The organism is Actinokineospora sp. UTMC 2448, from assembly GCF_024760565.1.
Lineage (GTDB): Bacteria > Actinomycetota > Actinomycetes > Mycobacteriales > Pseudonocardiaceae > Actinokineospora > Actinokineospora fastidiosa.
In genome coordinates, this window is the sequence record NZ_CP031087.1 from 4,084,806 (window position 1) to 4,111,038 (window position 26,233).

Here is a 26,233-nt window from a genome sequence, read left to right on the forward strand (position 1 = left end):
TCGGGGGTATGGCAGCGCAGCGCGGACGACGGACCTGGGCCGACACGACCACCAGACTGAGCGTCCGCAGACTCGGATACGCACTGGTGGTCACCGCCGCAGGCGAACTGACCCCAGCCGACGAGTCCGCCTGGGCCGACCTGGTCACCGCCGTCTGCCTGGCGTCGACCAGGGCGGGCATGGTGGTCATCGACCTGACCGGAGTAGCCGCAGTCACCGAGAAGTGCCTAACAGTCCTGACAGAAGCCAACGACCACTGCACAACCCACCACCGCGACCTCCGAGTCCTAGTCCGCAACGCGGATGAGGAACGCCTACGCAAGGCAGCCCTACACCACCTGGTCACAGCAGCCGGAATGCTCCACCGCGCCGTATCAGGCCCCCGCAGCGGCTGACAAACCATCCACCCACCCACGCAGGGCTTGCCTGCCATCCCGTCGACCTGGCGCAGCCTTACCACAGCCAGGGCGGGGGTGCGGCCCCCCACGAAACCGGAACTTGCAAGGCAGAGCCCCCTGGGGCTCTGACAAGCGAAAACGCAAGCTCCGCACCCCCGCCCTGGCTGTGGTAACCCTCCGGGAGGTCGACGGGATGGCAGGCAAGCCCGACCCTCCCGGAGACCTGCCCGTCCGGCGAGGACGCTCTTAATCTCTAGAACAGAGCGGCACCCACGCCGACAGCAGCACCGGACCGCTCGGGAACAAGCACGTCTAGCGGGGCCGGGTGCGTGAGGTTCACCCGGCCCCGCCCTCCAACGTCGCGTCCGTCGGGTGCTCGCCCACCCGGCGTACGCGCAGGTGGCGGCCGCCCCTGTCATCGGTCCGCCACTCGGCGGGCCGTGACGGGCGCGCCGGTGCCGTGGGCGGGCGCCATGCCAGCGGCACCGGCGGCGCACGGCGCCACCGGAACCCGGGCGACGGCCGCCTCCTGAGCCACTCCTGCTCGCAACCGCGGCGCAGACCTGCGCGTCTGCCGGCGTCCAGCCGCGTCACCGATCGGGTCGGTTCGTAGATTCCCGCACGGCGGGTGGAGCGCGCTCATCCCAGTTGGCCATAGCCACGCGGTATGGCCCCGTCCGGCGCACGATCATTGACGTACATTGGTTTAGACCAATACGCTCCCCCCCAACCCTGCAACGTTGGAGGTGCAGCGTGGCCAGAAAGAGCCTCCCCCTGGCGTTTCTGCTCGCAGTGCTAACCGGAATAGGCGTGATCCTGCCCGCGACGTCCCACGCGGCCGACCACGCGGCGTGCCGCCCGGACGGGCTCGCGCGGACGGGGACGCTGAACGTCCCATATTGCCTGGCCTATGACACCGAGGGCCGCGAGAGCATGGGCGCGGACCACCCGCGCCGCGTGATCGGGTACTTCACCAGCTGGCGCACCGGCAAGAACGGCCAGCCCGCGTACCTGCCCAAGGACATCCCCTGGACCAAGGTCACCCACATCAACTACGCCTTCGGGCACATCGACTCGGCGGGCAAGCTGAGCGTCGGGCCCGACGGGCCCAACAACCCCGCCACCGGCATGGAGTGGCCCGGCGTCCCCGGCGCGGAGATGGACCCGTCGCTGCCGTACAAGGGCCACTTCAACCAGCTGACCAAGTACAAGAAGCAGCACCCGCAGGTCAAGACGCTGATCTCGGTCGGCGGCTGGGCCGAGACCGGCGGCCACTTCGCCGCCGACGGCTCCCGCGTCGCCGACGGCGGTTTCTACACCCTCACCGACTCCACCGCGAAGATCTCCGCCTTCGCCGACTCCGCGGTGGAGTTCATCCGCAAGTACGGCTTCAACGGCGTCGACATCGACTACGAGTACGCCACGTCGATGAACAACTCCGGCAACCCGGACGACTTCTCCTTCTCCAACCCGCGCCGCGCCCGCCTGATGGCCGGGTACGTGACGCTGATGAAGACGCTGCGCGAGAAGCTCGACGCCGCCAGCGTCGCGGACAACAAGTACTACATGCTGACCGTGGCCGCGCCGTCGTCCGGCTACATGCTGCGCGGCATGGAGAACTACCAGGTCACCCAGTACCTGGACTACGTCAACGTCATGTCGTACGACCTGCACGGCGCCTGGAACCACTTCGTCGGCCCCAACGCCGCGCTGTACGACGACGGCCGCGACGCCGAGCTGGTGCACTGGAACTACTACAACACCAGCCAGTACGGCGGTCTCGGCTACCTGAACACCGACTGGGCATACCACTACTTCCGCGGCCACATGCCCGCGGGCCGCATCAACATCGGCGTCCCGTACTACACCCGCGGCTGGCGTGGCGTCACCGGCGGCACGAACGGCCTCTGGGGCCGCGCGGCACTGCCCGACCAGACCAAGTGCCCGCCGGGCACCGGAGGCACCGTCGGCTCGACCGTGCCGTGCGGCAACGGCGCCGTGGGCATCGACAACCTCTGGCACGACCTCGACAAGCTCGGCGGCGAGGTGCCCGCGGGCAGCAACCCGATGTGGCACGCCAAGAACCTGCAGGACGGCCGCACCCCGAGCTACCTCGACGAGTACGGCCTCGACCCGGCGACCAACCCCGAGGACCGCGTCACCGGCACCTACACCCGCCACTACGACTCGACGCTCGTCGCGCCGTGGCTGTGGAACAACGACAAGAAGGTGTTCCTGTCCACCGAGGACGAGACCTCGATCGCGGCCAAGGCGCGGTACGTGGCGGACCAGGGCATCGGCGGCATCATGATGTGGGAGCTCGCGGGCGACTACGACTTCGACGCCACCCGCGGCGAGTACTTCATGGGCGACACCCTCACCACGCTGATGTACGACACGTTCCGCGACGCCGCGCCGTACGGCAACAAGAAGGCCAAGCGGACCATGCCGACCGAGGCGCTGGACGTGAAGCTGGAGCTGCACGGCTTCCCCGTGGGCGACTCGAACTACCCGATCAGCCCGAAGCTGCGCGTCACCAACAACTCCAGCAGCCCGCTGCCGGGCGGCACGGAGATCCAGTTCGACTACGGCACGTCGGCGCCGCCGACCATGGGCCAGCAGTCCGGCTGGAGCCTGTCGGTGGTGTCCAGCGAGCACACCGGGCCGAACGTGGGAGGCATCCGCGGCGACCTGCACCGCATGTCGCTGAAGACCCCGTCCTGGCAGACGCTGGCGCCGGGGGCGAGCGCCGAGGTGCAGTTGGTCTACTACCTGCCGATCACGCAGCTGGCCAACATCACGGTGACCTTCGGCGGCAAGTCCTACGCGGTGACGCAGGACCACGCCCGCGGCTCCACCGACACCCCGCCGACCACGACGACGACCACCGGCACGACCGACCCGACGACGACCACGACGACGACCCCGCCCGCCTGCTCGGCCCCGGCCTGGGAGGCGACGAAGGTCTACACGGGCGGCAACACGGTCTCCTACCAAGGCAAGCTCTACCGCGCCAAGTGGTGGACCCAGGGCGACCGCCCGGACCTCTCCGGCCAATGGGGAGTGTGGCAGGACATGGGCCCCTGCTGACCCACTGACCGCGGTGCGGCGGACGGACGCCCATCCCGCCCGCCGCACCGCACACCACGACCCGGCCGTCCCCGCTGTTCCAGGGGGACGGCCGGCGCCTGTGGATAACTCGCGGCACGGTCCCACCGTTTTGGACAGGATGGAGCCATGACGACATCCACCACACGGGACACCGTGACCGAACTCCTCCGCCGCATCGGCGAAGGCGACCCGACCCGCGTCGCCGAGCTGTACGCCGACGACATCGACTGGCGGCTCAACTGGCCCGCCGACGAACACGGCCGCGCGGAGACGCCCTGGATCCGCCCCCGGTCGACCAGGGCGGACGCGGCCGACCACTACCGCGAATTGGTCGAACACCACGTCCCCGAGCAGGTCGACACCCAGGTCGAACGCGTCATCGTCGACGGCGGCGACGCCGTCGTCCTCGGCGAGATCCGGCAGACCGCCCGCCCCACCGGCCGCGCCTACCGCGCCCGCTTCGCGTTACACCTCACGGTGGAGGACGGGCTGATCACCCGCCACCACGTCTACGAGGACAGCCTGGCGGTGGCGCGGGCTTTCGCCCCGGCAGGCTAGCCCCCGGCGGCGAACCAGCCGACCCAGGCAGACGACGCGGCATGCGGAGCCAGCCTGGCGGCGGGAGCTGGCCGGGCAACGACGCGGCCGCCGCGCGAACCTGGCGGTGGCGCGGGCTTTCGCCCCAGCAGGCCAGCCCCCTTGGCCGGCGAACCAGCCGGTCCAGGCAGATGATGCGGCGCGCGGAGCCGACCTAGCGGCCGGAGCTGGCCAGGCGACGATGCGGCCCCGAGCCGACCTAGCGGTGGCGCGGGCTTTCACCCCGGCTGGCTAGCCCCGGGCGGCAAACCAGCCGACCCAGGCAGGCGACGCCGCGCGCGAAGCCGACCTGGCGGCGGGAGCTGGCCGGACAGTCGATCGTCAACATCGGCCGTCGTGCTGCTGGCGGCTCCCCCGCGCCCGCACCGCCCCGCCTACGGCAAGCGTGGCGGTCGCGGCGGGCAGCGGGGTGGCCCGAGCAGGCTGCCTACTCAAGGCCAGCCATGCCTCGTCGCCCACGACGCTGCGCGCCCCGGTCGCCCACAACGCTGCGCGCCCCGGTCGGCCGCGACGTCTGCAGCGCCGGAACCATCGCCCGTGACCGGGGATTCGGCGACGGTTGGTCTGCGGGCGACGGTGGTGGCGGCTAGTGGCCGGTGGCGCCGTCGATGCGCTCGCGGAGCAGGTCGGCGTGGCCGTTGTGGCGGGCGTATTCGGCGAGCATGTGCACCAGGACTCGGCGGAGGGAGACGGGTTTCTCGTAGCGCCAGGAGCGGCCGACGTCCTCGAGGTCGGCGGCGGCGACGATCTCGCGGGAGCGGGCGCACTCGGCCTCCCACACCGCCATCGCCTCGAACGGGTCGTCGTCGAGGCGGTCGAAGTCCATGTCGGGGTCGTCGTCGGCGTAGTAGAGGTGGTCGACGTCCTCGCCCGCGAACTGCATGCGGAACCACCAGCGTTCGGTGCCCGCCAGGTGGCGGATCAGGCCGTGGAGGGAGAGCGACGACGGTTCCACCGAACGGGTGGACAGCTGCTCGGCGGTCAGGCCCGCGCACTTCAGTCGGAAGGTCTCCCGGTGCCAGTCCAGGAAGGACGTGAGCATGGTGCGCTCGTCCCCGACGAGCGGGCGCTCGGTGCGCTCGCCCTCCAGGTCCGGAGAGAAGAACTGCGGTGTGTCGGCCATGCGGTTCATCCTGCCGCATCCCACCGACACGTAATGTCTATCGACATGCGCAGGCGGGACGCGGAGGCGACCAAGGCGGCACTGCTGAAGGCCGCCGCCGAACTGTTCACCGAGCGCGGCTTCGACCGCACCTCCGTGCGCGAGGTCGCGGCCGTGGTCGGCGTCGACCAGGCGCTGGTCTTCCGCTACTTCGGCACCAAGGAGGACCTGCTCGCCGCGGTCCTCACCGCGCCGGGGCGGGCGTTGAGCACCGACGCCGACGACCTGCTCGACACCGTCATCCGCGCGGTCTTCGCCAACAGCGACACGACGGCCAACCTGCTGCTGCTCGCCCTCACCGGCCCGCAGCGCGGCAAGGTCGCCGACGCGCTGGAGACCCAGGTCGCCCAGCCCTACCGGCTGGCGCTGGCAGGCCAGGACGCCGACGAGGACGCCCTGCTGCGCGCCGACCTCGTGCTCGCCTGGCTCCTCGGCATCGCGCTGGTGCAGCAGATCTGCCCGGACGGCCCGGTGGGGTCGGCCGACCGGGAGCGGGCGCGGGAACTGGTCGGCAGGGCGGCGCGCGGCCTCCTGGGTGACGCTGCGCGTACGGCCGTTGACGCTCAGCGGGGCCCTCAGTAGCGTTCAGTCAGCGAGTGCTGACAATGAGGGGGCGTCATGACCGAACCGCAGGCCTATCCCTTCAACCGGGACGAGGGCCTCGACCTCGACCCCGCCTACCGCAAGCTCCGCGAGACCCCCGGCATGATCCGCGTCCGGCTCCCCTACGGCGAGCCCGCCTGGCTGGCCACCCGCTACGAGGACGTCCGGCTGGTCCTCGGCGACCGCCGGTTCAGCCGCGCCATGGCCGCCACCAAGGACGAGCCGCGCCCGCACGAGGCGCAGCGGCCCAGCGGCATCCTCGGCATGGACCCGCCCGACCACACCCGGCTGCGCAAGCTGGTCGCGACGGCGTTCACCGTGCGCCGGGTCGAGGCGCTGCGCCCGCGCGTCCGGGAGATCACCAAGGACCTGCTGGACGCCATGGTCGAGACCGGCCCGCCGGTCGACCTCGTCGACGCGTTCGCCCTGCCGCTGCCCGTGCAGGTCATCTGCGAGATGCTCGGCGTGCCCGTCGAGGACCGCGACCGGTTCCGGGTGTGGAGCGACGCGGCGCTGTCGACCAGCTCGCTCACCGCCGAGGAGTTCGTCGACAACTACGTGCAGATGGCCGAGTACATGGCGGGCCTGGTCGCCGAGCGCACGGCCGAGCCCCGGGACGACCTGATGAGCGCCCTCATCGCCGCGCGCGAGGAGGACGTCGAGCGGCTCAGCGCCGACGAGCTGGTGCAGCTGTGCAACGGCATCCTCATCGCAGGCCACGAGACGACCGCGACCCAGATCCCGAACTTCGTGCACGTCCTGCTGGCCAACGACCGCTGGACCGAGCTCGGCGAGCACCCCGACCGCATCCCCGGCGCGGTCGAGGAGCTGCTGCGCTACATCCCGCTCGGCGTCGGCGGCGCTTTCCCCCGGTACGCCACCGAGGACATCGAGGTCGGCGGCCAGCTGGTCCGCGCGGGCGAGCCGGTCCTGGTCGCCGTGGGCTCGGCCAACCGCGACGAAGCCCGCTTCACCGACCCGGAGACGCTGCACTTCGACCGGCCGCAGAACTCGCACATGGGCTTCGGCCACGGCGCCCACCACTGCCTCGGCGCGCCGCTGGCCCGGCTGGAGCTGCAGGAGGCGCTGCGCGAGCTGACCGCGCGGCTGCCCGGGCTGCAGTTGGCCGACGAGCCGGAGTGGAAGACTGCCATGCTCGTCCGCGGGCCCCGCAAGATGCCCGTGACCTGGTAAAACGACTCGCCCCCTCGCCGGTGCGGGAGTAGTCTCGCACTCGGTGCGGGGGTGCCAGATCGGATCTAGCGGCCCGTCTCGCGCCTTCCTGGTGAGCAAGCACGACAGGGAGGACCGAGGTGACGACTGCGATCGAGACTTCGGGTCTGGTGAAGGTGTTCGGGGAGAAACGAGCACTCGACGGACTGGACCTGACGGTGCCCGCGGGCACTGTGTACGGGGTACTTGGCCCCAATGGCGCGGGCAAGACGACCGCGGTGAAGGTGCTGGCCACGCTGCTGCGGCCGGACGCGGGCGAGGCCAGGGTCTTCGGCCGTGACGTCATCCGCGACGCCGACGCCGTGCGCGGGCGGGTCAGCCTGACCGGCCAGTACGCCTCGGTCGACGAGGACCTGACCGGCGCGGAGAACCTGGTGCTGCTGGGCAGGCTGCTCGGCCACCGCAAGCAGCAGGCGCGGGAGCGCGGGGCCGCGCTGCTGGCCGCGTTCGGCCTGACCGAGGCGGGCGAGCGCCAGGTGAAGACCTACTCCGGGGGCATGCGGCGGCGGCTCGACATCGCCGCGAGCATCCTCAACACCCCGGACCTGCTGTTCCTCGACGAGCCGACGACGGGCCTCGACCCGCGCAGCCGCAACCAGGTGTGGGACATCGTGCGGGCGATCGTCAACCAGGGCACGACCGTGCTGCTGACGACGCAGTACCTCGACGAGGCCGACCAGCTGGCGTCCCGGATCGCGGTCATCGACCACGGCCGGGTCATCGCCGAGGGCACGAAGGGCGAGCTGAAGGCGTCGGTGGGCGCGGGCGCGGTGCACCTGCGGCTGCGCGACGCCGCCCAGCGGCCGGAGGCGCAGCGGGTGCTGTCCCGGGTGCTGGCTGCGCCGGTCACCCTGGAGGCCGACCCGGTCGCGCTGTCGGCGCGGCTGTCCGCCGAGGTGTCCGAGGAGGGCGCTGCCGACCGCGCGGGGGCGCTGCTCGGCGAACTGGCCCGGGCGGGCGTGCACGTCGACACGTTCTCCCTCGGCCAGCCCACCCTCGACGAGGTCTTCCTCGCCCTCACCGACCGCCCGGCGAACCAGGAGGTCCCGGCATGACGGCCTCCGGCCACCGGGCGCCGAGGCGCGACCCGGCCACCCGCGGAAAGTCCCAGCCCACTTTGTCCACCATGGTTAATCCCGGGGAGGCGGATCAGTCATGACCACCACCGAGGCTCCCGAGGTCGTCACCGCGCCGCGGACCGAGGACCTGGCAGCACTGCTGATCACCGACGCCGAGCGGCCGCCGCGGCCGTCGGCGTGGGCGGCGTCGTCGGCGTTCGGCTGGCGGGCGGTGCGCAAGATCAAGCACGTGCCCGAGCAGCTGTTCGACGTGACCGCCTTCCCGATCATCATGACGCTGATGTTCACCTACCTGTTCGGCGGCGCGCTGGCCGGATCGGTGACGGAGTACCTGCAGTTCCTGCTGCCGGGCATCCTGGTGATGAGCGTCGTGATGATCACGATGTACACCGGGGTCGCGGTGAACACCGACATCGCGAAGGGCGTGTTCGACCGCTTCCGCACGCTCCCGATCTGGCGCCCGGCACCGATGGTCGGCTACCTGCTCGGCGACCTGCTGCGGTACGTGATCGCGTCAGTGGTCATCATCGCGGTCGGCCTGATCCTGGGCTTCCGACCGGGCGGCGGCGTCCTGGGGGTCGCCGCCGGGGTCGGGCTGCTGATCGTGTTCTCGTTCGCGTTCTCGTGGGTGTGGACGATGTTCGGGCTGATCATGCGCACGGAGAAGGCGGTGATGGGGGTCAGCATGCTGGTGCTGTTCCCGCTGACGTTCCTGTCCAATGTGTTCGTCTCGCCGACGACGATGCCGGGATGGCTGGAGGCGGCGGTCGAGGTCAACCCGGTGACGAAACTCGTGGCCGCCGTCCGCTCGATGATGGCGGGCGACTGGGACATGGGCGCGATCACCTGGGTCCTAATCGCCTCCGCCGTACTCACCGTGGTGTTCGGCTGGCTGACGATGCGCAAGTACAACCGCCTCTGACCACCCCCGCGCCCGGCGGTCCCACCCGGACCCCGGGCGCGGCCCCGCATGACGAGATCATCCGGATGATCAGGTCATCCAGATGACGCGATCATCCAGCCGCCGCTCCCGGATGGTCACATCATCCGAACGGCCGCCGGATGGTCCAACCCCTGAACAGCCAGCCCGATCAGCAGCCCCAGCCGGGTCAGGATCGGATCATTCCGGATGACGTGACCATCCGAACGAGACGGCCATCCACATGGCGCGATCATTCAGATGATGTCACCATCCGCAATCGGCCGACCGTCCACATGATGCGACCATCCGGATGGTGACGTCATCCCACTGGTCACGCCATCTGGAGGGGCACGTCATCCAGATGGTCAGATCATCTGGGTGGTCAGATCATCTGGGTGGTCAGATCATCTGGGTGGTCAGATCATCTGGGTGGTCAGATCATCTGGGTGGTCAGATCATCTGGGTGGTCAGATCATCTGGGTGGTCAGATCATCTGGGTGGTTTCGTCATCGCGATGACGAAACCATTGGGATGGTCGCATCATCTGAACCTTTGGTCAGATGATCTCGTCATGTGATCGGATCATCTGAGTTGCCAGGGGAGGCGGCCGTCGTAGCGGCAGGTGGTGCCTGTGGTCACGGCGGCGCGGAGGTGGGCGGCGAGGGGTGGGTGGCGCTCGTCCAGTTTGCGGAGGGTGTCGCGGATTCGGGCGGTCACGGCCTTGCGGGCGCGTTCGGCCTCGTCGCCCAGGCGGCGGGTGCGGCCGGAGAGGCCTGCGGCCAGGCGCAGGTGGTCCAGGAGGGCGGCGCGCTCGCGGTCCAGGGCTGCGGCGCGGGCGTCGTCGCCCAGGGCGGTGTGGTGGTCGATCTCGGCGTCCAGGCGGTCGAGCCTGCGGCGGTACTCGGCCTTGGCGCGCTCGTCGAGCATGTCGTCGGCGCCCACCGTCCGGACAGCGGCGCTGGCCTGGGGGTCGAGCAGGTGGGCGGCGGGGATGTCGGTCCCGGGGTTGGCGAGCAACGCGTGCAGGTCGCGCAGGCCCTTCGTGTCGGGCATGTGGACGTGGGTGCCGCCGAAGGCCAGCGACCACACCGGACCCTCGCGGCGGAACTGGGGGACGTCCGGCTCGGCGGCGCTGTGCTGGGTCATGCCCAGCCGCTCGGCGTCGGCGGCTATCTGGGCGGACAGCGCGGTGGTGTCCTCACCGCGGCCCGCATAGGCCTTGACGAGCCAGGCACGGGCGTCGACGGCCCAGGGCCGGGCGTCCATCGCCTCGGCGGAGTCGGCGGCGGCGGTCAGGTGGGCGATGGCGTCGTCCCAGCGGCGTTCGGCCAGGTCGAGGACGCCGAGCCAGAGGTCGACCGGGCCGGAGACGTCGAACCCGTAGAGCGCGACCAGCCACGATCCGGAGTGGTCGGCCAGCTCCTTGCGGGCGAGTTTGATCAGCTCGGAGTCGCGGGCCAGCGCGGCGGTCTGGGCGAGTGCGCGCAGCCAGAGCGGGCGCAGGTGGCCGCCGAAGAGGGTGTCGGCGCGGGGGACGGTGGCGCGGACGTACCGCAGGGCGGCCTCGGTGCGGCCCTGCTCGGCGGCGGTGATGGCGGCGAGCAGGTCGGGATGCTCGAAGCCGGCCATCGGCTCGCCCAGCACCGCGCCCGCCTCGCCGTGGCGGCCCTGGCGCAGCAGCCAGACCCAGCGCATGTAGGCGATCATGTTGTGGCAGTCGGGCAGGTCGTCCTCGGTGAACCCGTCGAGCAGCTCGCCCGCCCTGGCGAAGCGGCCCGCCAGGGTGTCGATGATGGTGTGGTCGATGCGGCTGGAGAGCTGGTTCCTCGGCGAGTGGTCGGTGAGCGCGGCGGTGTCGCGGAACTGGTCGAGGTAGGCGGGGTCGCCGAGTTCGAGCAGCGCGACCCAGCGCATGGACGCCGCGAACCACTCCATGTCCCGGTCCCCCGCTGCGCGGGCCAGGTCGGTGAGCTCGCCGGTCAGCCGGACCCGCTCGGCCGCCGAGCCCAGCCCGAGGACCATGTCGTGCTGCGCCCACAGCCCGACCGACAGCGACTCCTCGTCCGCGCCGCTGCGGGCGATCGCGGTGGCCTGGAAGACGAGTTCGCGGAACACCGTCTCCAGTGGACTGGTCGTGTCCGTCTCCTCGCGGCCGTAGATGCGGCGGTGGGCCTCCCGGACGACCTCGTCGGTCAGCCGGGACTCCCGCGGCGGCCCGTGCCGGTGCAGGGTGACCGCGACCCGGGCCAGCGGCCGGGCGCTGTCGAGGCCGCGGGCGATCTCGGCGGCCTCGCGCAGGTGCGCCCAGGCGCGCTCCACCTCGTTGCCGTGGATGTAGGACTCGCCGAGCTGCACCAGCAGCGCGACGCGGCGCTCGGGTGCAGCCAGCGGGATCGCCCGGCGCAGGTGCGCGGCGGACTCCTCGGTGGACAGCCTGCTCATGGCGTCCCTGGCCGCGGCGGCCAGCAGGTCGACGGCGCGCTCGGCCGGGTAGTCGGGGACGCCACCGTGCGCGTGGCGGGCCCGGTCGGCGGGGAAGACGGTCGCGGCGAGCACCGGGTCGTCGTCGAGGGCGCGGGCGACGGCGGCGTGCGCGGCGCGGCGGTCCTGGTCGTCCTCCAGCGTCTCGCGGACGAGGTCGTGCACGAAGCCGTACCGGCCGGGGCCGACCGGGGCGATCAGGCGGGCGGCGATGGCCCGGTTGAGCCTGCGTTCGACGTCGGCGCGCCCGGTGGCGGCGGCGAGCAGGGCGGCGTCGAACTCGCGGCCGAGCACGGCGGCCCAGGCGAGCAGGCGGTGGGTGTCGTCGGGCAGCGCCTCCAGTCGGCGGCGGACGGCGTCGCGCACCCCCGGCGGCACGGCCCCGGTCTGGGTGCCGTGCCAGAGGCGGGCGGTCTGCTCGACGAAGAACGGGTTGCCGCCGGTGCGCCGGTGCACTTCGGCGACGAGCTCGGGGGCGGGCCGGTCGACGCCGGTGAGCGCGATGAGGTCGCCGACCTCGTCGACGGTGAGCCCGGTGAGGGTGAGCGTGGTCGCCTTGGACACGAGCGAGAGCAGCAGCGGCTCCAGCGGGTGGCCGGTGCCCTCGATGTCGACGTCGCGGTAGGTGCCGACCAGCAGCAGCCGCTCGAACCAGGCGTGCTGCGCGGCGAAGGCGAGGAGCCGGACGGACGCGGCGTCGGCCCAGTGCAGGTCGTCCAGCACGACCATGACCGGCCGCGACTGCGACACGGCGACGAGCGCGCTGGTCACGGCGTCGAACAGCGGGAACTCGCCGCTGGTCTCCCCCGAGCGCTCCCCCAACAGCACCGGGAGGGCATCGCCCGCGGCCTCCTCGGCGCGCGCCCACTCGTCCTCGGTGGCCGCTCGGCGCAGGGCGCGGACGACCTGCACCCAGGGCCAGAGGCCGGGGACGCTGTCGGAGTCCCAGCAGGACCCGGACAGCACGAGCGTGCCCTGTCTGCGCGCCTCGTCGGCGGCGGTGGTGACCAGCGTGGTCTTGCCGATGCCCGCCTCACCGGTGACGAGCACCAACCCGCCATGGCTGTCGCGGACACGGTCCACCTCGCCACGGAGTACACCTGCCGGGTGGTCGCGCCCGATAAACGCGGAGTTCACCCCGCCGAGGGTAGAGCGATCGACCGACAAGACGCACATGAGTACTTCGTCAACCCTAGGTTGCCATGAACTCGAGTCGGCAAGGCAACGGACCGACCGCCCCTGGTGGTCTGTCTGTTCGCACGCGCCTGGGACCGTCTGGTGGACAGTCGCTAGAGGCCTCGTGGTGTTTGAACACATTCCATCGACTGGCCGGGCACCAACGTAGCCGTTCCGGGAAGAACACACTTGACCATGCCAATTATCACCAAGTCACGACATCCGCTGCTTCCATGATTGCCATCCCGTAGAGGCCGTACCTCTCGAGATCATCGTAATACCCAGGAAAACCTCCCCGCCTAGTACAAAACTTTACCGTCGCCCCATCCTCTGGAATCCCAGACTCGACTTCGACGGAAATCACTGCCACCAAAAGTTCAGCTGCCAGCATTCCCTCAGCGGAGCGAAGGACTTCTACCGAAAACCTCCGAGCCCGCGCAGCCATTTGCGTCAACAGGAGCTCTCCAGGGCCATCGAGACTGTCAGGCGGAATCCAGACATCGTTCACCTCAAGTTCATGGCTGGCCACATTCTGAGGCGACCAATCATCCCGCCATCCAGACCCGTACATTTCCCGCAGCAACAACGCGTCGGCAGGACCCGTGGTCCAACCACCTTCAATAACGTAGACAAGACTGGCCGGAACGGTCGCACCCACATACGCACCCTCGTCCCATATTCGTTCCATTCGAGAGTTTAGAATCATGACGTCGACAACCCTAGATATCCGAAGGCCTTTTCGATCACGTTTGATGGGGTTTCTTGGCGGGTTTCGGCGACAACATGATACCACTCTCAGCAATCCAGACCTTATCCACCGGATTGGAGTGACACTTCATCGGGCCTGCCCCGCGGCCCATAAGTTGGACATGAACACCCGCACCAGGACCGCCCAGAGATTGGTTTCCAGTATCAATTCGGAACGAATCATCCTTCGCCGTATAAACCGTCTTGCTGTTAATTGCCGCCAGACGACGCCTCCGCTCCTGAGGAGATGGGTGCTACCCGGATCTGACACACGTGCCTCATCGAGAGGGCCCTCAGGTGGAGTAGCTGGTCACGCATCACCTCACCTCCGCCCACCGGTGTGCGCAAGGCGTGCTCATGGATGAAGAACTACAGACAGGGACGATCCAACTTCCCGAACAGCCCTTGTCGCTTTAGTCGAGCACGGACACGTGGCTCGACCCGGTCGGCGACCGTGCGCCCGTCCTCGCGGAAGAGGGCACGTATAGGGCTCGGTCTGCGCGAGTCCAGGGATCAGGTGGGGTTGGTAGGAGTCGATCTGGGTCGCCGTGGTCTCCAGGAGGATCAGCGCGCGTAGTTCGTCCGGCATGGATTCGGCGTTGGCTTGGACCCAGTAGCCGTCCCAGGGCGGGAGCCCAGGTGCATGAGGCGCTTCAGCTCTGAGCCGGGCTTCGCGCAGTTCCGCGCCCAGCACCCGCGACCACGACGTGCGCTCGGGAAGATTCACAGGCATGGACGCGAACCTAGAGCCGACGGTCCCTTTCCTCCACCACCACGCCCTTCTACACCCCAAAAGGATGCATCGGCTTTCCGGCTCGGGAAGGCAATTCGCCGTTCGCGGCATGGCAAACCTAGACAACAGCGTCGTCTGCTATGTCAGCAAGCTCGTACCTGAGGCCAAACTACATAGTGTCGGTCTTACGCCCTCCGCAACCCCGACAGTCAGGTGCGGCATTTCGCTTCTCACTCGTCGGCTGGCCCGAGTCTCCTTGCCCACCCGGCAGCGAACAGACCGTGACAGTGCTGTGCCGGGCCTTCAAGGAGAAGGCCCGGCACAGCGGGGTTCCACCGGAGTGGAAGGCGGTCCGCCCGGGTAGGTCCCTGTCGCCGGGCGGGCCGCCGGTCTTTAGGGGCGCCAGGTGTCGTTCAGGGCTATCCGGCCCGTGGACGGCACGGTGGCTACCCGGTTGGGGCCGGATTCCCAGGTGGCGGAGCCGTTCGAGGTCTTGCGGAGGTACTTGTACTCGAAGCGGGTTCCGGCGGGGAGGGTCACGGAGGCGCGCCAGATCGGGTACGTCGTGGAGGACAGCGGGATCGCCGCGCTTGGGGACCAGTTGCCCAGGGAGGGGTGGTTGCCCACTACGAAGATGTTCTGGCCCCACGTCGTGGTGGCATTGACGGCGAAGTCCGCGCCGGAGGTGGACGCCGCGCTCGTTGCGTGCAAGGCGATCGCGTCACCTGCGCCCACCGTGGCGGTGAAGCGGCCGTCCGCGCCTACCGTGTACGTGTGGCCTGAGCAGGCCGAAGGCTCGGCGTGCTGGACATCGCAGTAGGTGCCCGCGGGGAGGGACGTCTGGAACGTGCGGCTCAGTGACGACGGCTCGCGGTTGATGACCACATAACCCTTGTCGCCCCGGCCGAAGGCGATGGCGTTGTTGCCGTTGCTCCACCAGTTGGTGACGGCCGTGCCCGACACCGCGTTGCGGAAGCCGACCATGTTGGCGATCTGGCGCCAGGCGTGCTGGCACGTCCAGCCGTCCTGGTAGCACGACCGCACGTCACCGCCGAGCGGCGGGCCGTCGTCGTGGCCGCTGAACTCGTATCCGGAGTAGACGTTGGGCGAGCCGTACGGCCAGGCCAGCATGAACACGTTGGCCAGCGTGTACGTCGACCCGTAGGTGCGGTTCAGCGTCGAGCCGTTGCGCTCGGTGTCCCAGTTGTCCACAAAGGAGCGTGCCTGCGCCGACGGCACGAAACCCCACGCCTCGCCGAACTGGCTCAGGTCCGCCAGCCGCCCCCCGGCGAAGACCGACTTGAGGCCCGTGGCGTAGCGGAACTCGTCGACGTCGCCGTTGTTCAGGTACTCCTCCGGCTGCACGGCCTCGCCCGCGCCGTGAATGACTTCCTGGACCCAGTAGCCCGGGTTCGCCTGACGGGACTTGATGGCGGCGAGATCGCCCGCGGACATGTGCTTGGCCGCATCGATGCGGAAGCCGTCCACGCCCAGCGAGCGCAGGTCCGCCAGGTACTCGGCGATCTCCGAGCGCACGTACTCGCTGCCGGTGTCGAGGTCCGACAGGTGGACCAGCTCGCAGTTCTGGACGTTGTCGCGGTTGCGGTAGTCGGTGATCGGCTGGCGGCAGGAGTGGAAGTCCCAGTCCTGGTAGTGGCCGGGGTAGGTGTACTTGCTGTACGACGTGCCGCCCGTGCCCACGCCCGACCCGGCGGACATGTGGTTGACGACGGCGTCGGCGATGACCTTCACACCGGCGTCGTGGCAGGTCGCGACCATGTTCGCGAACGCGGCCCGGTCGCCGAGACGGCCCGCGATGCGGTAGCTGACGGGCTGGTAGACGGTCCACCACTGCGGGCCCTGGATGTGCTCGGTGGCGGGCGAGACCTCGACGAACCCGTAGCCCTCGGGGCCGAGGACGTCGGTGCAGGCCCGGGCGACGTCGTCGAAGCGCCACTGGAACAGCGTGGCGGTGACGTCCTTGGTCCCGGGCGGGGTGGCGGTGGCGGCGGGGGCGGCGAGCACTGGCAGGGTGACGGCAGCGAGCAGGGCGGGCAGCGCGCGGGCGGCCCAGCGGTGGGATGACGAGACCACGGTGTCTCCTCAAGTGCTTTCGCAAGTTTGCCGTAAGTAGTTGCAAGCAGTGCGGTGAGGATGCTCGTGGTGAGCAAGCCTCGTCAAGAGGCCGAACGGCCTAGCCGGATCGGGGAACGCCGCGCCACGCGTGCAAGATGTTTCCGCAAGAAGGCACCGGCTTGCTACCGTCGCGCCGGGACCGACTACCGGAAGGACGCCGATGGACCAGCGCTGGTGGCGCAACGCCGTCATCTACCAGGTGTACGTGCGCAGCTTCGCCGACTCCGACGGCGACGGCGTGGGCGACCTGCCGGGCATCCGCTCGCGGCTGCCCTACCTGGCCGGGCTGGGCGTGGACGCCCTGTGGATCACCCCGTGCTACCCCTCCCCCATGAACGACGGCGGCTACGACGTCGCCGACTACCGCGACATCGACCCGCTGTTCGGCACGCTGGACGACGCGCGCGCCCTGCTCGACGACGCGCACCGGCTCGGGCTGAAGGTCATCCTCGACATCGTCCCCAACCACACCTCCAGCGCGCACCGCTGGTTCCCCGAGGCGCTGGCCGCCGCGCCGGGCACGCCGGAGCGCAACCGCTACATCTTCCGGCCGGGCCGGGGCGCCCACGGCGAGCTGCCGCCCAACGACTGGGAGTCCATCTTCGGCGGGGCGGCCTGGACCCGGGCGGCGGACGGCGAGTGGTACCTGCACATCTTCGACTCCAGCCAGCCCGACCTGAACTGGGAGAACGAGGAGGTCCGCGAGGAGTTCCGGGAGATCCTGCGGTTCTGGCTCGACCTCGGCGTCGACGGGTTCCGCGTCGACGTCGCGCACGGCATGGTCAAGGCAGACGGGCTGCCCGACGTGGGCGCCACCGGGCAGCGCGCGCTGCTGGACACCCGGCCGCTGCCGTACTTCGACCAGGACGGCGTGCACGAGATCTACCGCGAGTGGCGCAAGATCCTCGACTCCTACTCCCCCGCGCGCATCGCCGTGGCCGAGGCGTGGACCTCCAGCGCCGAGCGCACCGCCCGCTACCTGCGGCCGGACGAGCTGCACCAGGCGTTCAACTTCCACTACCTGCAGGCGGGGTGGGACGCCGCCGAGCTGCGCGCGGTCATCGACGACACCCTGGCCGCGGTGGCCCCGGTGGACGCGCCCGCGACCTGGGTGCTGTCCAACCACGACGTGCACCGGCACGTGACCCGCTACGGCGGCGGCGATGTGGGCCTGCGGCGGGCCCGCGCGGCGATCCTGCTCATGCTGGCGCTGCCCGGCTCGGTCTACCTCTACCAGGGCGAGGAGCTGGGCCTGCCCGAGGTGCTCGACCTGCCGGACGAGGTGCTGCAGGACCCCATGTGGGAGCGGTCGGGGCACACCGACCGGGGCCGCGACGGCTGCCGGGTGCCGCTACCCTGGTCGGTTGAGGGGACCGCGCTCGGCTTCGGTCCGGACGGGTCGCGGCCGTGGCTGCCGCAGCCCGCCGACTGGGCGGCGCTGTCGGTGGCGGCACAGGAGGGCGATCCGCGGTCGATGCTGGAGCTGTACCGCAGCGCGCTGCGCGCGCGACCGGCGGGCGACTTCACCTGGGTCGACGCCGGTCCGGACCTGCTCGTGTTCGACCGCGACGCGGTGCGCTGCACGGTCAACCTCGGCGCGCCCACCCGGGTGCGCGCGAGCGAGGTCCTGGTGGCGTCCGGACCGTGCGAAGTGGAGGGTGACCACATGCTGATCCCGACGGACACCGCCGTGTGGCAGGTGCTCTGATGGCCGGGGGCCCGGCGCGCCTGGCCGACATCGCCGCGCAGGCGGGGGTCAGCGAGGCCACGGTGAGCCGGGTCCTCAACGGCAAGTCGGGGGTGTCGACCACCACCCGGCAGGCCGTCCTCGCCGCGCTCGACCTGCTCGGCTACGAGCGCCCGGCCCGCTTACAGGCCCGCAGCGCCGGGCTGATCGGGCTGATCACCCCGGAGCTGAGCAATCCGATCTTCCCCGCGTTCGCGCAGGTCATGGTGCAGGGCCTGACCCGGGAGGGCTACACCCCGGTGCTGTGCACGCAGAACCCGGGCGGGGCGACCGAGGACGAGCTGACCGAGACGCTGGTCGACCGGGGGGTCAGCGGGATCATCTACGTCTCGGGCCTGCACGCGGACTCCACCGCCGACATGGACCGGTACGTGAAGCTGGCCGGTCGCGGCGTGCCGTTCGTGATGGTCAACGGCTACACCGAGCGGGTGTCCGCGCCGTTCGTCTCCACCGACGACCGCGCCGCGATGCGGCTGGCGGTGAACCACCTGGCGGAACTGGGGCACGAGCGCATCGGCCTCGCGGTCGGGCCGCGCCGGTTCGTGCCGGTGCTGCGCAAGATCGAGAGTTTCGTGACCCACATGCGCTCGACGCTGTCGGTGTCCGCCGACGACGCCGAGGACCTGGTGCAGCACTCGCTGTTCACCGTGGAGGGCGGCCAGGCCGCGGCGAACGCGTTGATGGACAAGGGCTGCACGGCCATCGTCTGCGGCAGCGACCTGATGGCCTTCGGCGCGATCCGCGCGGTCCGGCAGCGCGGGCTGTCGGTGCCGAGGGACATCTCGGTGGTGGGCTTCGACGACTCCCCGCTGATCGTCTTCGCCGATCCGCCGCTGACGACGCTGCGCCAGCCGGTCGAGGCGATGGGCCAGGCGGCGGTGCGCGCGCTGCTGGAGGAGATCACCGGCAACCCGACGCCGCACGCGGAGTACGTCTTCCTGCCGGAACTGGTGGTCCGCGGATCGACGGGCGCGGCGCCCAGGGCCTGAGTCACCCACAGGTGGGGCGCGGGCATGCGGCCCTCGCGGGCGTGGCATCCAGCGGCGCGCGGAGAGTCCGCTGCGGGAAGGGAGTGTCATGTCCGGTCGTATTGGCAAGGTCGCCAGCATCTCGGCGTTGGTGATGGCCGCCGCCGTCCCGATGGCGGGTTCCGCCGAGGCCGACCAGGAGGCGTGCGTGGCTTTCCTCACCTCACACACGCACGTCGGCGACGTGTTCGAGCAGGGGTGCGCCGAGGGCGAGACCGGAGACCTGGAAGGGTGCTGGCACACGCTGTTCGCGGCCGGGGTGGAGGAAGCGGTGGCCGTGGAAGCCTGTGTCCTGGCCTCGGCCGGCGGCCCTAGTTCAGCCTGATCGTCGGCAGCGGTTCCAGCCGGGGGCGGTCGGAGTCGCCTCGGGCGCGTTCGAGGTCCACGGCCACGTGGTCGCCGTCGATGCGCAGCGTGGCGATGGTGTTGCCGAAGTCCGGCCCGTGCAGTTTGGTCCACTCGACCGGGAGCGGGTCGATGTCGGGCGAACGCAGCATCAGCCAGCGGAACACGCGGGCCAGCGGACGCCACCACGCCATGACGAACAGCGGGCGCAGGAAGCGTTCGGCGGCGTTGTGCATCGGCGAGCAGGTCAGCTGGAAGACGCGGGCGGCGGTCGGCTGGTCGAAGTGGGCCTCGGCGACGTAGACGTGGTGCACGTCGCCGGAGAGCACGCACACCGTCATGCCCGAGTCCGCGGCCCGGTTGATGAGCCGCGCGAGGCGGTCCGACGAGCGGCGGAACGCGGGCCAGTGCTCCAGGTCGGCCTTGCGGCGCACCCACTCGGCCACGCGCCCGCGCAGGCCGGGACGGCGGCAGGCGACCTCGTTCATCGATTGCAGATGGCTGATCACCGGGGGCATGAGCCACGGCAGCGACGAGCCGATCAGCAGGTGCCGGTGGTCGCCTTCGGCGTTGGCCTCGATCCAGTCGAACTCGGCGTCGCTGAGCATCCCGCGCGGCTCCTGCAGGACGCGGCCGCAGCGGGTGTCGACGGCGAGGAAGCGCGCGGGGCCGAAGTCGCGGCGGTAGCTCCAGCGGGTGTTCTTCCTGCCCTCGATCTCCTCCACCGCGGAGTCGGCGAAGGCGCGCAGGATGGGGGCGGTGTCGCCGTCGGCGGTGACGACCGCGCGGTAGGTGTCGTCGGCGGCGAGTTCGTCCGGCGACAGGTTCCCGATGTGCTGGTAGATCCAGTACGCCATGAGGCCGCCGCGCTCGCGCTCGGCCCACCACGACGTGCGGGCCGCGTCGGCGCGCCAGGACGCCGAGGTGTTCCAGTCGTCGTGCATGTCGTGGTCGTCGAAGATCATGGACGTGGGCACGGTGGACAGCAGCCACCGCACGGCCGGGCTGCTCCACGCCTCGCGATAGAGGTGAGCGTACTCCTGGAAGTCGGCCACCTGCCTGCCCGGCGGCTCGCCGATGTCGCGCCGCTGGGCGATCCACTCGGCCATGGCGTCGCTGGTCTCGTCGGCGTAGACCTGGTCACCCAGGAGGAGCAGAGCGTCGGGCCATTCGCCTGCCTCGGCCAGGCGCAGGGCGTAGGCGGCGAGGGCGTCCGGCCCCCACTCGCGCCCGTCGGGCTTGCGGCAGGAGCCGAAGACCAGGCGCAGGGTGTCGCCGGTCAGCGGGGTGATGCGGCTCGGCGGGAACGGCGAGTCCGGCTCCGGCCACACGACGTCGCCATCGATGCGCACGTCGTACTCGGTCGGGCCGTCGACGCCCTCGATGACGACCAGGGCGTAGTGGCGGCCATCGACCTCGAACGTGTCCGCCTTGGCTCCCGCCACCTCGACGGCGCAGGGCGCGTCGGTCTCCACCCACACGGTGGCGCACGACGCGTCGACATAACGCAGTAACGGTCCTAACAGCAGTTCAGCCACGTGCGGGAGATACCACCGCTGCGGCGCGGTGACGCGTGCGTGTGGCCAGCAGGAATGCCAACCCCGCCACACTCAGTCCGAGACCGATCGCGTACGCGCTGCGATAGCCGAGGTGCTGCGCCAGGCCGAGCAGACCGCCCGCCAGCATCGAGCTGACCTTGGCCGTGTTGGTGAAGAGCGTGGTCGCCGCGCCCGGGCGGTCCGGGGCCAGGTCCTGGAAGTACGAGATGCCCACGCCCATGACCGCGGAGATGACCACGGCGTTGAGCACCTGCGCCACCGCGACCTGCCAGACCTCGGTGGTCAGCGTGACGACGGCGTAGTAGCCGATGGCGGTGACCGCGCCGATGACGACCAGCTTGCGGTGGTCGGAGCGGATGGCCAGCCAGCCGAACCAGATCATCAGCGGGATCTCGATGGCCGCGCAGAGGCTGAGGATGAGCCCGGCGTCCCCGGTCGAGCCGCCGAGGTTCTCGGTGACGTAGAGCGGCATGGCCAGCACGCCGAGTGCGGTCGCGGCCTGCATCAGTCCGAACGCGACAGCGGCGAGGGCGATGTGACCGCGCGGTGACGCGCTGTCGTGGGACCGGGGCGCGGGCGCGCGGCCGAGCGAGGGCAGCCAGACGGCGGCGGCCAGCGCCGCGACGACGTAGATCCCCGCGCTGACGGCGAACAACAGCGTGAACCCGGACTCGGCGATGAGGAACGCCGCCAGCGGGGTGCCCGCGACCCACGCGACGGACAGCAGGGTGCGGATCCCGCTGATGGCCAGCGGGGCTTTCGGGCTGTCGCCGAGCGATTCCCGCGCGTAGGCGAACATCTGCGGCATCTGCGACGACGCCACCGCGGAGAGGGTGATCGAGACGGCGAGGAGGACCCAGTAGGACCGGCTGACGGCGAAGACGCCGTAGCCGAGCGCGCCGGTCGCCCCGCCGATGACGAGGAGCTGCCTGCGGACCGAGCGGGTGTCGGAGAAGCGGCCGATGAGCGTGCTGGCGACGACGGCGGCGACCTGGCTGGTGACGAGGAAGGCGCCGACGGCCACCGGGCCCGCGTGCAGCTCGGTGACGAGGAAGAGGGAGAGGAACGGGCCGACGAGGGCGTAGGCGACACCGGTGAGGAGGCTGACGGAGCCGAGGGGGACCAAGCGAGCGCGCTCGGGAGCGGGGACCACCCGCCCATCGTCGTCTGATTTGATTCAGCGGCCAAACGGATTTGGTGTGGGTGTGCTCACGGGCTCAGCAGCCGGGTCGTCCGCGCGTGCGCGGCGTCGTCGGCGCCGATGTGGTCCAGACCAAGCCGGGCCGCGCCCACGATCGGCGGCACGTCGAGCACGACCAGGGTGGCCCTCGGGTGCGTGGCGGCGTACCGGGCGCGGATCGCGGCGGTCAGCGCGCGGTGGCCCGCGGCGAGGATTCCCCCGCCCAGCACCACCTCCGCCTCCACCAGGCCGAGCCGGTCGAGGATCACCGAGCCGAGGGCGTGGATCTCCTCGGTCAGCCGCTCGACGATCGATGCGGCCACGGCGTCGTACTCCGCGGTGGCGAGCAGGACCGGGACGAGGCCGTGCAGCTCCAGCCGGGGAATCCGTCCACAGTGGATCGCAATGGCGACGTCGGTGGCGCGGTCGCGGCCGAAGTGCGCCGCGGCGGCCGCGGCCAGATCGGTGCCGGGGCCGCGGCCGTCCTCGGCGCGCACCGCGTGCCAGAGCACCTCCTCGCCCAGGTGCTCGCCGCCGCCCCAGTCGCCGGTGAGGCGGCCCAGCGACGGGAACCGCGCGGTCCGGCCGTCCGGGGCGATGCCCGCGGCGTTGACGCCCGCCCCGCACACCACGGCCACGCCCCACGGGCGGCTCGCGCCCGCGCGCAGCACGGCGAAGGTGTCGTTGACGACCTTGACCGTCGCGCCGACGCCGCGGCGGAGCAGTTCCGAGGTCAGGGTCAGCTCGTCGGCGGCGAGGTCGGCGCCCGCGAGGCAGGCGGCGGTGTGCGTGCCCGGCGGCAGCGGGACGCCCAGGTCGGCGACGGCGCGGGCGAGCGTGTCGACCGCCGCGCGCGGGCCGATCGAGTGCGGGGTGAAGCCCGGGCCCCGGCCGCGGGCCAGCACGGTGCCGTCGGCGGACACCAGGGCGATGTCGGTCTTGCTGTTGCCGCCGTCGACCGCGAGGACGGCCCGCTGCGCCGACGGCTCGCCCGCGAGCGCGCTCACGCCCACCTCAGGTGCTCGCGGTTGGCCGCCACCAGGCGCGCCGCCAGGTCCTCGGCGACGGAGGCCTGCCCGATCAGCGGGTGGGCGAGCAGCGCGTCGGCCACCCGGTCGATCCCGCCGTGGACGGCGGCCCGGCACGCCAGGGACTCGTACGCCGCCACGTGCGAGATCAGCCCCGAGTACAGCGGCGGCACCGAGCGGACCGGCCAGCTCTGCGCCCCGGAGGGGCTGATCGTGGCGGGCACCTCGACCACGGCGTGGTCGGGCAGGAACGGGAGCGCGCCGTTGTTGCGCATGTTGACCACGTGCACGGCGGGCGCGTCGCCCAGCAGCGACGCGAGCAGGGCGACGGCGGCCTCGGAGTAGAACGCTCCCCCGCGCCTGCCCAGCAGCTCCGGCTTGGTGTCCACGGACGGGTCGGCGTAGAGGCGCAGCAGCTCGGACTCGATCTCGGCGACCGCGCTCGCCCGCGACTCCCCCGCCACCTGCTCCTTCACGACCGCGTCGTGCTCGTAGTAGTAGCGCAGGTAGTACGACGGGACGACGCCCAGCCGCCGCAGCAGCGACACCGGGAGGCCGACCTGGGCGGCAATCTCCTCGCCGTGCCTGTCCAGCAGCGCGGGCAGCACGTCCTCCCCGCCGACGTACACCGCGCGCTCCCAGGTCAGGTGGTTCAGACCGACGTGGTCGAGCGCCACCCGCTCGGGCGCGACGCCCAGCAGCTTCGCGAAGCGGCGCTGGAAGCCGATCGCCACGTTGCACAGGCCGAGCGCCCGGTGGCCCGCGTCGAGCAGCGCGCGGGTCACGATGCCGACGGGGTTGGTGAAGTCGACGATCCACGCCGACGGCGCGACCGCCGCGACGCGCGCGGCCAGCTCCAGCACGACGGGGACGGTGCGCAGCGCCATCGCCAGCCCGCCCGCGCCGACGGTCTCCTGGCCGACGCAGCCGCACTCCAGCGGCAGCGTCTCGTCCACGTGCCTGGCGGCCTGCCCGCCCACGCGGAGCTGGAACAGCACGGCCGACGCGTCGGCAGCTGCGTCGTCAATCGTGTCCGGTGTGGACACCACGGCCGGGTGGCCCGCTTTGCGCAGAATGCGCGCGGACATCCCGGCGACCAGGGCCAGCCGCTCCTTGTCGGGGTCGAGCAGGGCCAGCTCGGTCACCGGGAGGTCGTCGCGCAGGCGGGCCAGGCCGTCGATCAGCTCCGGCGTGTAGGTCGACGCGCCTCCGACGACGGCGAGTTTCACTTCAGTGCTCCCGTGGTGAGTCCGGCTTGGATCTGGCGCTGGAAGACGAGGTAGACCGCCAGCGCGGGCAGGATGGTCAGGCTCAGCGCGGCGAACAGGGCGGGCCAGTCCGCCTGGTATCCCGCGCTGGTGGAGATGTTCGCGATGCCCTGGGTGAGCACCCACTTGTCCTCGACGGCCCCGGACAGCAGCACGATCGGCAGCAGGTACTGGTTCCACTGCCCGATGACGTTGAAGATCGTGATGCTGACCAGGCCCGGTTTGGCCATCGGCAGCATGACGCTGAAGAAGATGCGGGTGTGCGACGCGCCGTCGAGCAGGGCGGACTCGGCGATCTGGTCGGGCAGCGTGCGGAAGAACGCGGCCAGGAAGAACACCGTGAACGGCAGCGAGTACGCGATGTAGACCAGCACGAGGCCGGTGTGGGTGTCGAGCAGACCGAGGTTGCGCACGACGAAGAACAGCGGGACCAGGGCGAGGAACACCGGGAACACCAGGCCGGAGACGAACAGGTAGTAGAGGAACCGGTTCCCGCGGAAGGAGTAGCGGGCCAGCACGTAGGCGGCCATCGAGCCGAGCAGCATCGTGCCCGCGGTGGCCGCGGTGACGACCACGACGCTGTTGATCAGGTACCGGCCGACGTGCGCGGTCTCCCAGGCCCGGCCCCACGAGTCGAACGACGGGGTGGCGGGCAGGCCGAGCGGGTCGGTGAAGATCTCGGTGTTGGTCTTGAACGAGGCCAGGAACGTCCAGACGATCGGCAGGATGACCGTGACCGCCCAGACGGCGAGCGCGACGTGGGAGAGCCCGTTGAGGGCGCGTTGGGACGCCTTCATGCCAGATCGATCCGTTCCCGCCTGGTGACGCGCAGGGCGAGCAGGGCGAAGGTCAGCGTGAGGAAGAACAGGGCGACGCCCATCGCCGCGGCGTAGCCGAACTTGGAGAAGCTGAACGCGGTGCGCCAGATCTCCAGGGGCAGCACCGTGGTCGCGCCGTCCGGGCCGCCCCGGTTCACCGAGAGCACGGCGACCAGGGCGAACCCGTCGAACGCCGCGATGCCCAGGTACACCCACGCGGCCTGCAGGCTGTCCCACAGCAGCGGCAGGGTCACGCTGAAGAACATGCGCCCCCGCCCGGCGCCGTCCAGCGCGGCGGCCTCGTGGATCTCCTTGGGGATCGCCGCCATGCCCGCGGAGAACAGCACGACGTAGAACCCGACGGCCTGCCACACCAGCACGGCGATGATCGACCACAGCGCGAGGTCGGGATCGGTGAGCCAGCCGACGTTGTCCAGCCCGACCGCGTTGAGCAGCCCGTTGAGGATGCCGCCGGAGTCGGGCCGGTACACCGCCTGGAACAGCACGCCGACCGCGGCCACGGCCAGCACCTGCGGGAAGAAGAACACCGCCTGGTAGAACCGCGATCCCCACACGCCCCGGGTGCCCGAGCGGGCGCCCGCGTTGATGAGGAAGGCGAAGAACAGCGCGATGCCCAGCGTGGCCAGCGGCAGCACGACCAGCAGGATCGCGTGGTGGGACACCGCTTTCCAGAAGGTCGCGTCGCCCAGCAGGCGCTCGAAGTTGCCGAGGCCGATGAACTCCGGCGACCCCGACACGCCGCGCCAGTCGGTCAGCGCGAGGTAGAACGCCTGCAGGTACGGGCCGATGACGAAGACCAGGTACACCAGCACCGGCAGGGCCAGGAACCCGGCGACGAACTTGCCGCTGCCACGCCGCATC

Annotated in this window: 21 protein-coding genes; 10 read left to right on the plus strand and 11 right to left on the minus strand. The window is 70.8% G+C overall.

Features of this window, described 5'->3' with window-relative positions; all coding sequences use genetic code 11:
* Window positions 1–8: 8 nt before the first annotated feature.
* From Actkin_RS18540 to Actkin_RS18550, 3 genes are all read left to right on the plus strand, one after another.
* Window positions 9–395 (plus strand): hypothetical protein, encoded by a 387-nt coding sequence (locus tag Actkin_RS18540; RefSeq protein ID WP_258903580.1) that lies wholly within the window; start codon window positions 9–11, stop codon window positions 393–395.
* A gap of 813 nt (window positions 396–1,208) precedes the next feature.
* Window positions 1,209–3,488 (plus strand): chitinase C-terminal domain-containing protein, encoded by a 2,280-nt coding sequence (locus tag Actkin_RS18545; protein WP_308425885.1) that lies wholly within the window; start codon window positions 1,209–1,211, stop codon window positions 3,486–3,488.
* A gap of 147 nt (window positions 3,489–3,635) precedes the next feature.
* Window positions 3,636–4,067 carry a nuclear transport factor 2 family protein gene (locus tag Actkin_RS18550; RefSeq protein WP_258903581.1) on the plus strand — a complete coding sequence of 144 codons (432 nt, stop codon included), beginning with the start codon at window positions 3,636–3,638 and terminating at the stop codon, window positions 4,065–4,067.
* 625 nt (window positions 4,068–4,692) lie between these two features.
* On the opposite strand, the gene Actkin_RS18555 is transcribed toward Actkin_RS18550, so the two are convergent.
* Window positions 4,693–5,229 carry a DinB family protein gene (locus Actkin_RS18555; protein ID WP_373292383.1) on the minus strand — a complete coding sequence of 179 codons (537 nt, stop codon included), beginning with the start codon at window positions 5,227–5,229 and terminating at the stop codon, window positions 4,693–4,695.
* Between the two features lie 45 nt (window positions 5,230–5,274).
* Here Actkin_RS18555 and Actkin_RS18560 point away from each other — a divergent pair, with 45 nt between their 5' ends.
* From Actkin_RS18560 to Actkin_RS18575, 4 genes are all read left to right on the plus strand, one after another.
* Window positions 5,275–5,850, plus strand: a complete 576-nt coding sequence (locus Actkin_RS18560; protein ID WP_258903582.1) for a TetR/AcrR family transcriptional regulator — start codon at window positions 5,275–5,277, stop codon at window positions 5,848–5,850.
* A gap of 36 nt (window positions 5,851–5,886) precedes the next feature.
* Window positions 5,887–7,065 carry a cytochrome P450 gene (locus tag Actkin_RS18565; RefSeq protein ID WP_189210789.1) on the plus strand — a complete coding sequence of 393 codons (1,179 nt, stop codon included), beginning with the start codon at window positions 5,887–5,889 and terminating at the stop codon, window positions 7,063–7,065.
* Between the two features lie 119 nt (window positions 7,066–7,184).
* A complete protein-coding gene (locus Actkin_RS18570; protein WP_189210790.1) occupies window positions 7,185–8,159 on the plus strand; it encodes an efflux ABC transporter ATPase subunit, DrrA-related in 975 nt (324 codons plus the stop codon).
* A gap of 100 nt (window positions 8,160–8,259) precedes the next feature.
* Entirely contained in the window at window positions 8,260–9,105 is an 846-nt protein-coding gene (locus Actkin_RS18575) for an ABC transporter permease (RefSeq protein WP_258903583.1), read from the plus strand.
* Between the two features lie 582 nt (window positions 9,106–9,687).
* Here Actkin_RS18575 and Actkin_RS18580 read toward each other — a convergent pair.
* The 4 genes from Actkin_RS18580 to Actkin_RS18585 all read right to left on the minus strand — a co-directional run bounded on the left by Actkin_RS18580 (window position 9,688) and on the right by Actkin_RS18585 (window position 16,336).
* A complete protein-coding gene (locus tag Actkin_RS18580; RefSeq protein ID WP_258903584.1) occupies window positions 9,688–12,762 on the minus strand; it encodes an ATP-binding protein in 3,075 nt (1,024 codons plus the stop codon).
* Between the two features lie 957 nt (window positions 12,763–13,719).
* A complete protein-coding gene (locus tag Actkin_RS32760) occupies window positions 13,720–13,872 on the minus strand; it encodes a Scr1 family TA system antitoxin-like transcriptional regulator (protein WP_396122999.1) in 153 nt (50 codons plus the stop codon).
* Window positions 13,865–14,353, minus strand: coding sequence for a Scr1 family TA system antitoxin-like transcriptional regulator (locus Actkin_RS32765; protein WP_396122756.1), 489 nt, complete (start codon window positions 14,351–14,353; stop codon window positions 13,865–13,867). The genes Actkin_RS32760 and Actkin_RS32765 overlap by 8 nt, the downstream gene beginning before the upstream one ends.
* A gap of 282 nt (window positions 14,354–14,635) precedes the next feature.
* A complete protein-coding gene (locus tag Actkin_RS18585; RefSeq protein ID WP_258903585.1) occupies window positions 14,636–16,336 on the minus strand; it encodes a carbohydrate-binding module family 20 domain-containing protein in 1,701 nt (566 codons plus the stop codon).
* Between the two features lie 202 nt (window positions 16,337–16,538).
* Here Actkin_RS18585 and Actkin_RS18590 point away from each other — a divergent pair, with 202 nt between their 5' ends.
* The 3 genes from Actkin_RS18590 (at window position 16,539) to Actkin_RS18600 (ending at window position 19,478) form a co-directional block, all read left to right on the plus strand.
* Entirely contained in the window at window positions 16,539–18,086 is a 1,548-nt protein-coding gene (locus Actkin_RS18590) for a glycoside hydrolase family 13 protein (RefSeq protein WP_258903586.1), read from the plus strand.
* Window positions 18,086–19,114, plus strand: a complete 1,029-nt coding sequence (locus Actkin_RS18595) for a LacI family DNA-binding transcriptional regulator (protein WP_189210795.1) — start codon at window positions 18,086–18,088, stop codon at window positions 19,112–19,114. The genes Actkin_RS18590 and Actkin_RS18595 overlap by 1 nt, the downstream gene beginning before the upstream one ends.
* Before the next feature lie 88 nt (window positions 19,115–19,202).
* Entirely contained in the window at window positions 19,203–19,478 is a 276-nt protein-coding gene (locus Actkin_RS18600) for a hypothetical protein (RefSeq protein WP_258903587.1), read from the plus strand.
* Here Actkin_RS18600 and Actkin_RS18605 read toward each other — a convergent pair.
* From Actkin_RS18605 to Actkin_RS18630, 6 genes are read right to left on the minus strand one after another with little or no spacing between them, the layout of a single operon-like run.
* Window positions 19,465–21,036, minus strand: a complete 1,572-nt coding sequence (locus Actkin_RS18605) for an alkaline phosphatase D family protein (RefSeq protein WP_258903588.1) — start codon at window positions 21,034–21,036, stop codon at window positions 19,465–19,467. The genes Actkin_RS18600 and Actkin_RS18605 overlap by 14 nt on opposite strands.
* Window positions 21,029–22,210 (minus strand): sugar efflux transporter, encoded by a 1,182-nt coding sequence (locus tag Actkin_RS18610; RefSeq protein ID WP_258903589.1) that lies wholly within the window; start codon window positions 22,208–22,210, stop codon window positions 21,029–21,031. The genes Actkin_RS18605 and Actkin_RS18610 overlap by 8 nt, the downstream gene beginning before the upstream one ends.
* A 56-nt stretch (window positions 22,211–22,266) precedes the next feature.
* Window positions 22,267–23,244 carry an N-acetylglucosamine kinase gene (locus tag Actkin_RS18615; protein ID WP_258903590.1) on the minus strand — a complete coding sequence of 326 codons (978 nt, stop codon included), beginning with the start codon at window positions 23,242–23,244 and terminating at the stop codon, window positions 22,267–22,269.
* Entirely contained in the window at window positions 23,241–24,494 is a 1,254-nt protein-coding gene (locus Actkin_RS18620; protein ID WP_258903591.1) for a family 4 glycosyl hydrolase, read from the minus strand. Before Actkin_RS18620 ends, Actkin_RS18615 begins: the two co-directional genes overlap by 4 nt.
* Window positions 24,491–25,330: a carbohydrate ABC transporter permease gene (locus Actkin_RS18625; protein WP_189210800.1), complete on the minus strand. Its 840-nt coding sequence runs from the start codon at window positions 25,328–25,330 to the stop codon at window positions 24,491–24,493. The genes Actkin_RS18620 and Actkin_RS18625 overlap by 4 nt, the downstream gene beginning before the upstream one ends.
* On the minus strand, window positions 25,327–26,232 hold the full coding sequence (locus tag Actkin_RS18630; RefSeq protein WP_189210801.1) for a carbohydrate ABC transporter permease: 906 nt from the start codon (window positions 26,230–26,232) through the stop codon (window positions 25,327–25,329). Before Actkin_RS18630 ends, Actkin_RS18625 begins: the two co-directional genes overlap by 4 nt.
* Window position 26,233: the final 1 nt, after the last annotated feature.

Coding starts and splice junctions, on each gene's coding strand:
- Actkin_RS18540 (WP_258903580.1), top strand. CDS start 9: ATGGCAGCGCAGCGCGGACGACGGACCTGGGCCGACACGACCACCAGA.
- Actkin_RS18550 (WP_258903581.1), top strand. CDS start 3,636: ATGACGACATCCACCACACGGGACACCGTGACCGAACTCCTCCGCCGC.
- Actkin_RS18555 (WP_373292383.1), bottom strand. CDS start 5,229: ATGGCCGACACACCGCAGTTCTTCTCTCCGGACCTGGAGGGCGAGCGC.
- Actkin_RS18560 (WP_258903582.1), top strand. CDS start 5,275: ATGCGCAGGCGGGACGCGGAGGCGACCAAGGCGGCACTGCTGAAGGCC.
- Actkin_RS18565 (WP_189210789.1), top strand. CDS start 5,887: ATGACCGAACCGCAGGCCTATCCCTTCAACCGGGACGAGGGCCTCGAC.
- Actkin_RS18575 (WP_258903583.1), top strand. CDS start 8,260: ATGACCACCACCGAGGCTCCCGAGGTCGTCACCGCGCCGCGGACCGAG.
- Actkin_RS18580 (WP_258903584.1), bottom strand. CDS start 12,762: ATGTGCGTCTTGTCGGTCGATCGCTCTACCCTCGGCGGGGTGAACTCC.
- Actkin_RS32765 (WP_396122756.1), bottom strand. CDS start 14,353: ATGCCGCGAACGGCGAATTGCCTTCCCGAGCCGGAAAGCCGATGCATC.
- Actkin_RS18590 (WP_258903586.1), top strand. CDS start 16,539: ATGGACCAGCGCTGGTGGCGCAACGCCGTCATCTACCAGGTGTACGTG.
- Actkin_RS18595 (WP_189210795.1), top strand. CDS start 18,086: ATGGCCGGGGGCCCGGCGCGCCTGGCCGACATCGCCGCGCAGGCGGGG.
- Actkin_RS18600 (WP_258903587.1), top strand. CDS start 19,203: ATGTCCGGTCGTATTGGCAAGGTCGCCAGCATCTCGGCGTTGGTGATG.
- Actkin_RS18625 (WP_189210800.1), bottom strand. CDS start 25,330: ATGAAGGCGTCCCAACGCGCCCTCAACGGGCTCTCCCACGTCGCGCTC.
- Actkin_RS18630 (WP_189210801.1), bottom strand. CDS start 26,232: ATGCGGCGTGGCAGCGGCAAGTTCGTCGCCGGGTTCCTGGCCCTGCCG.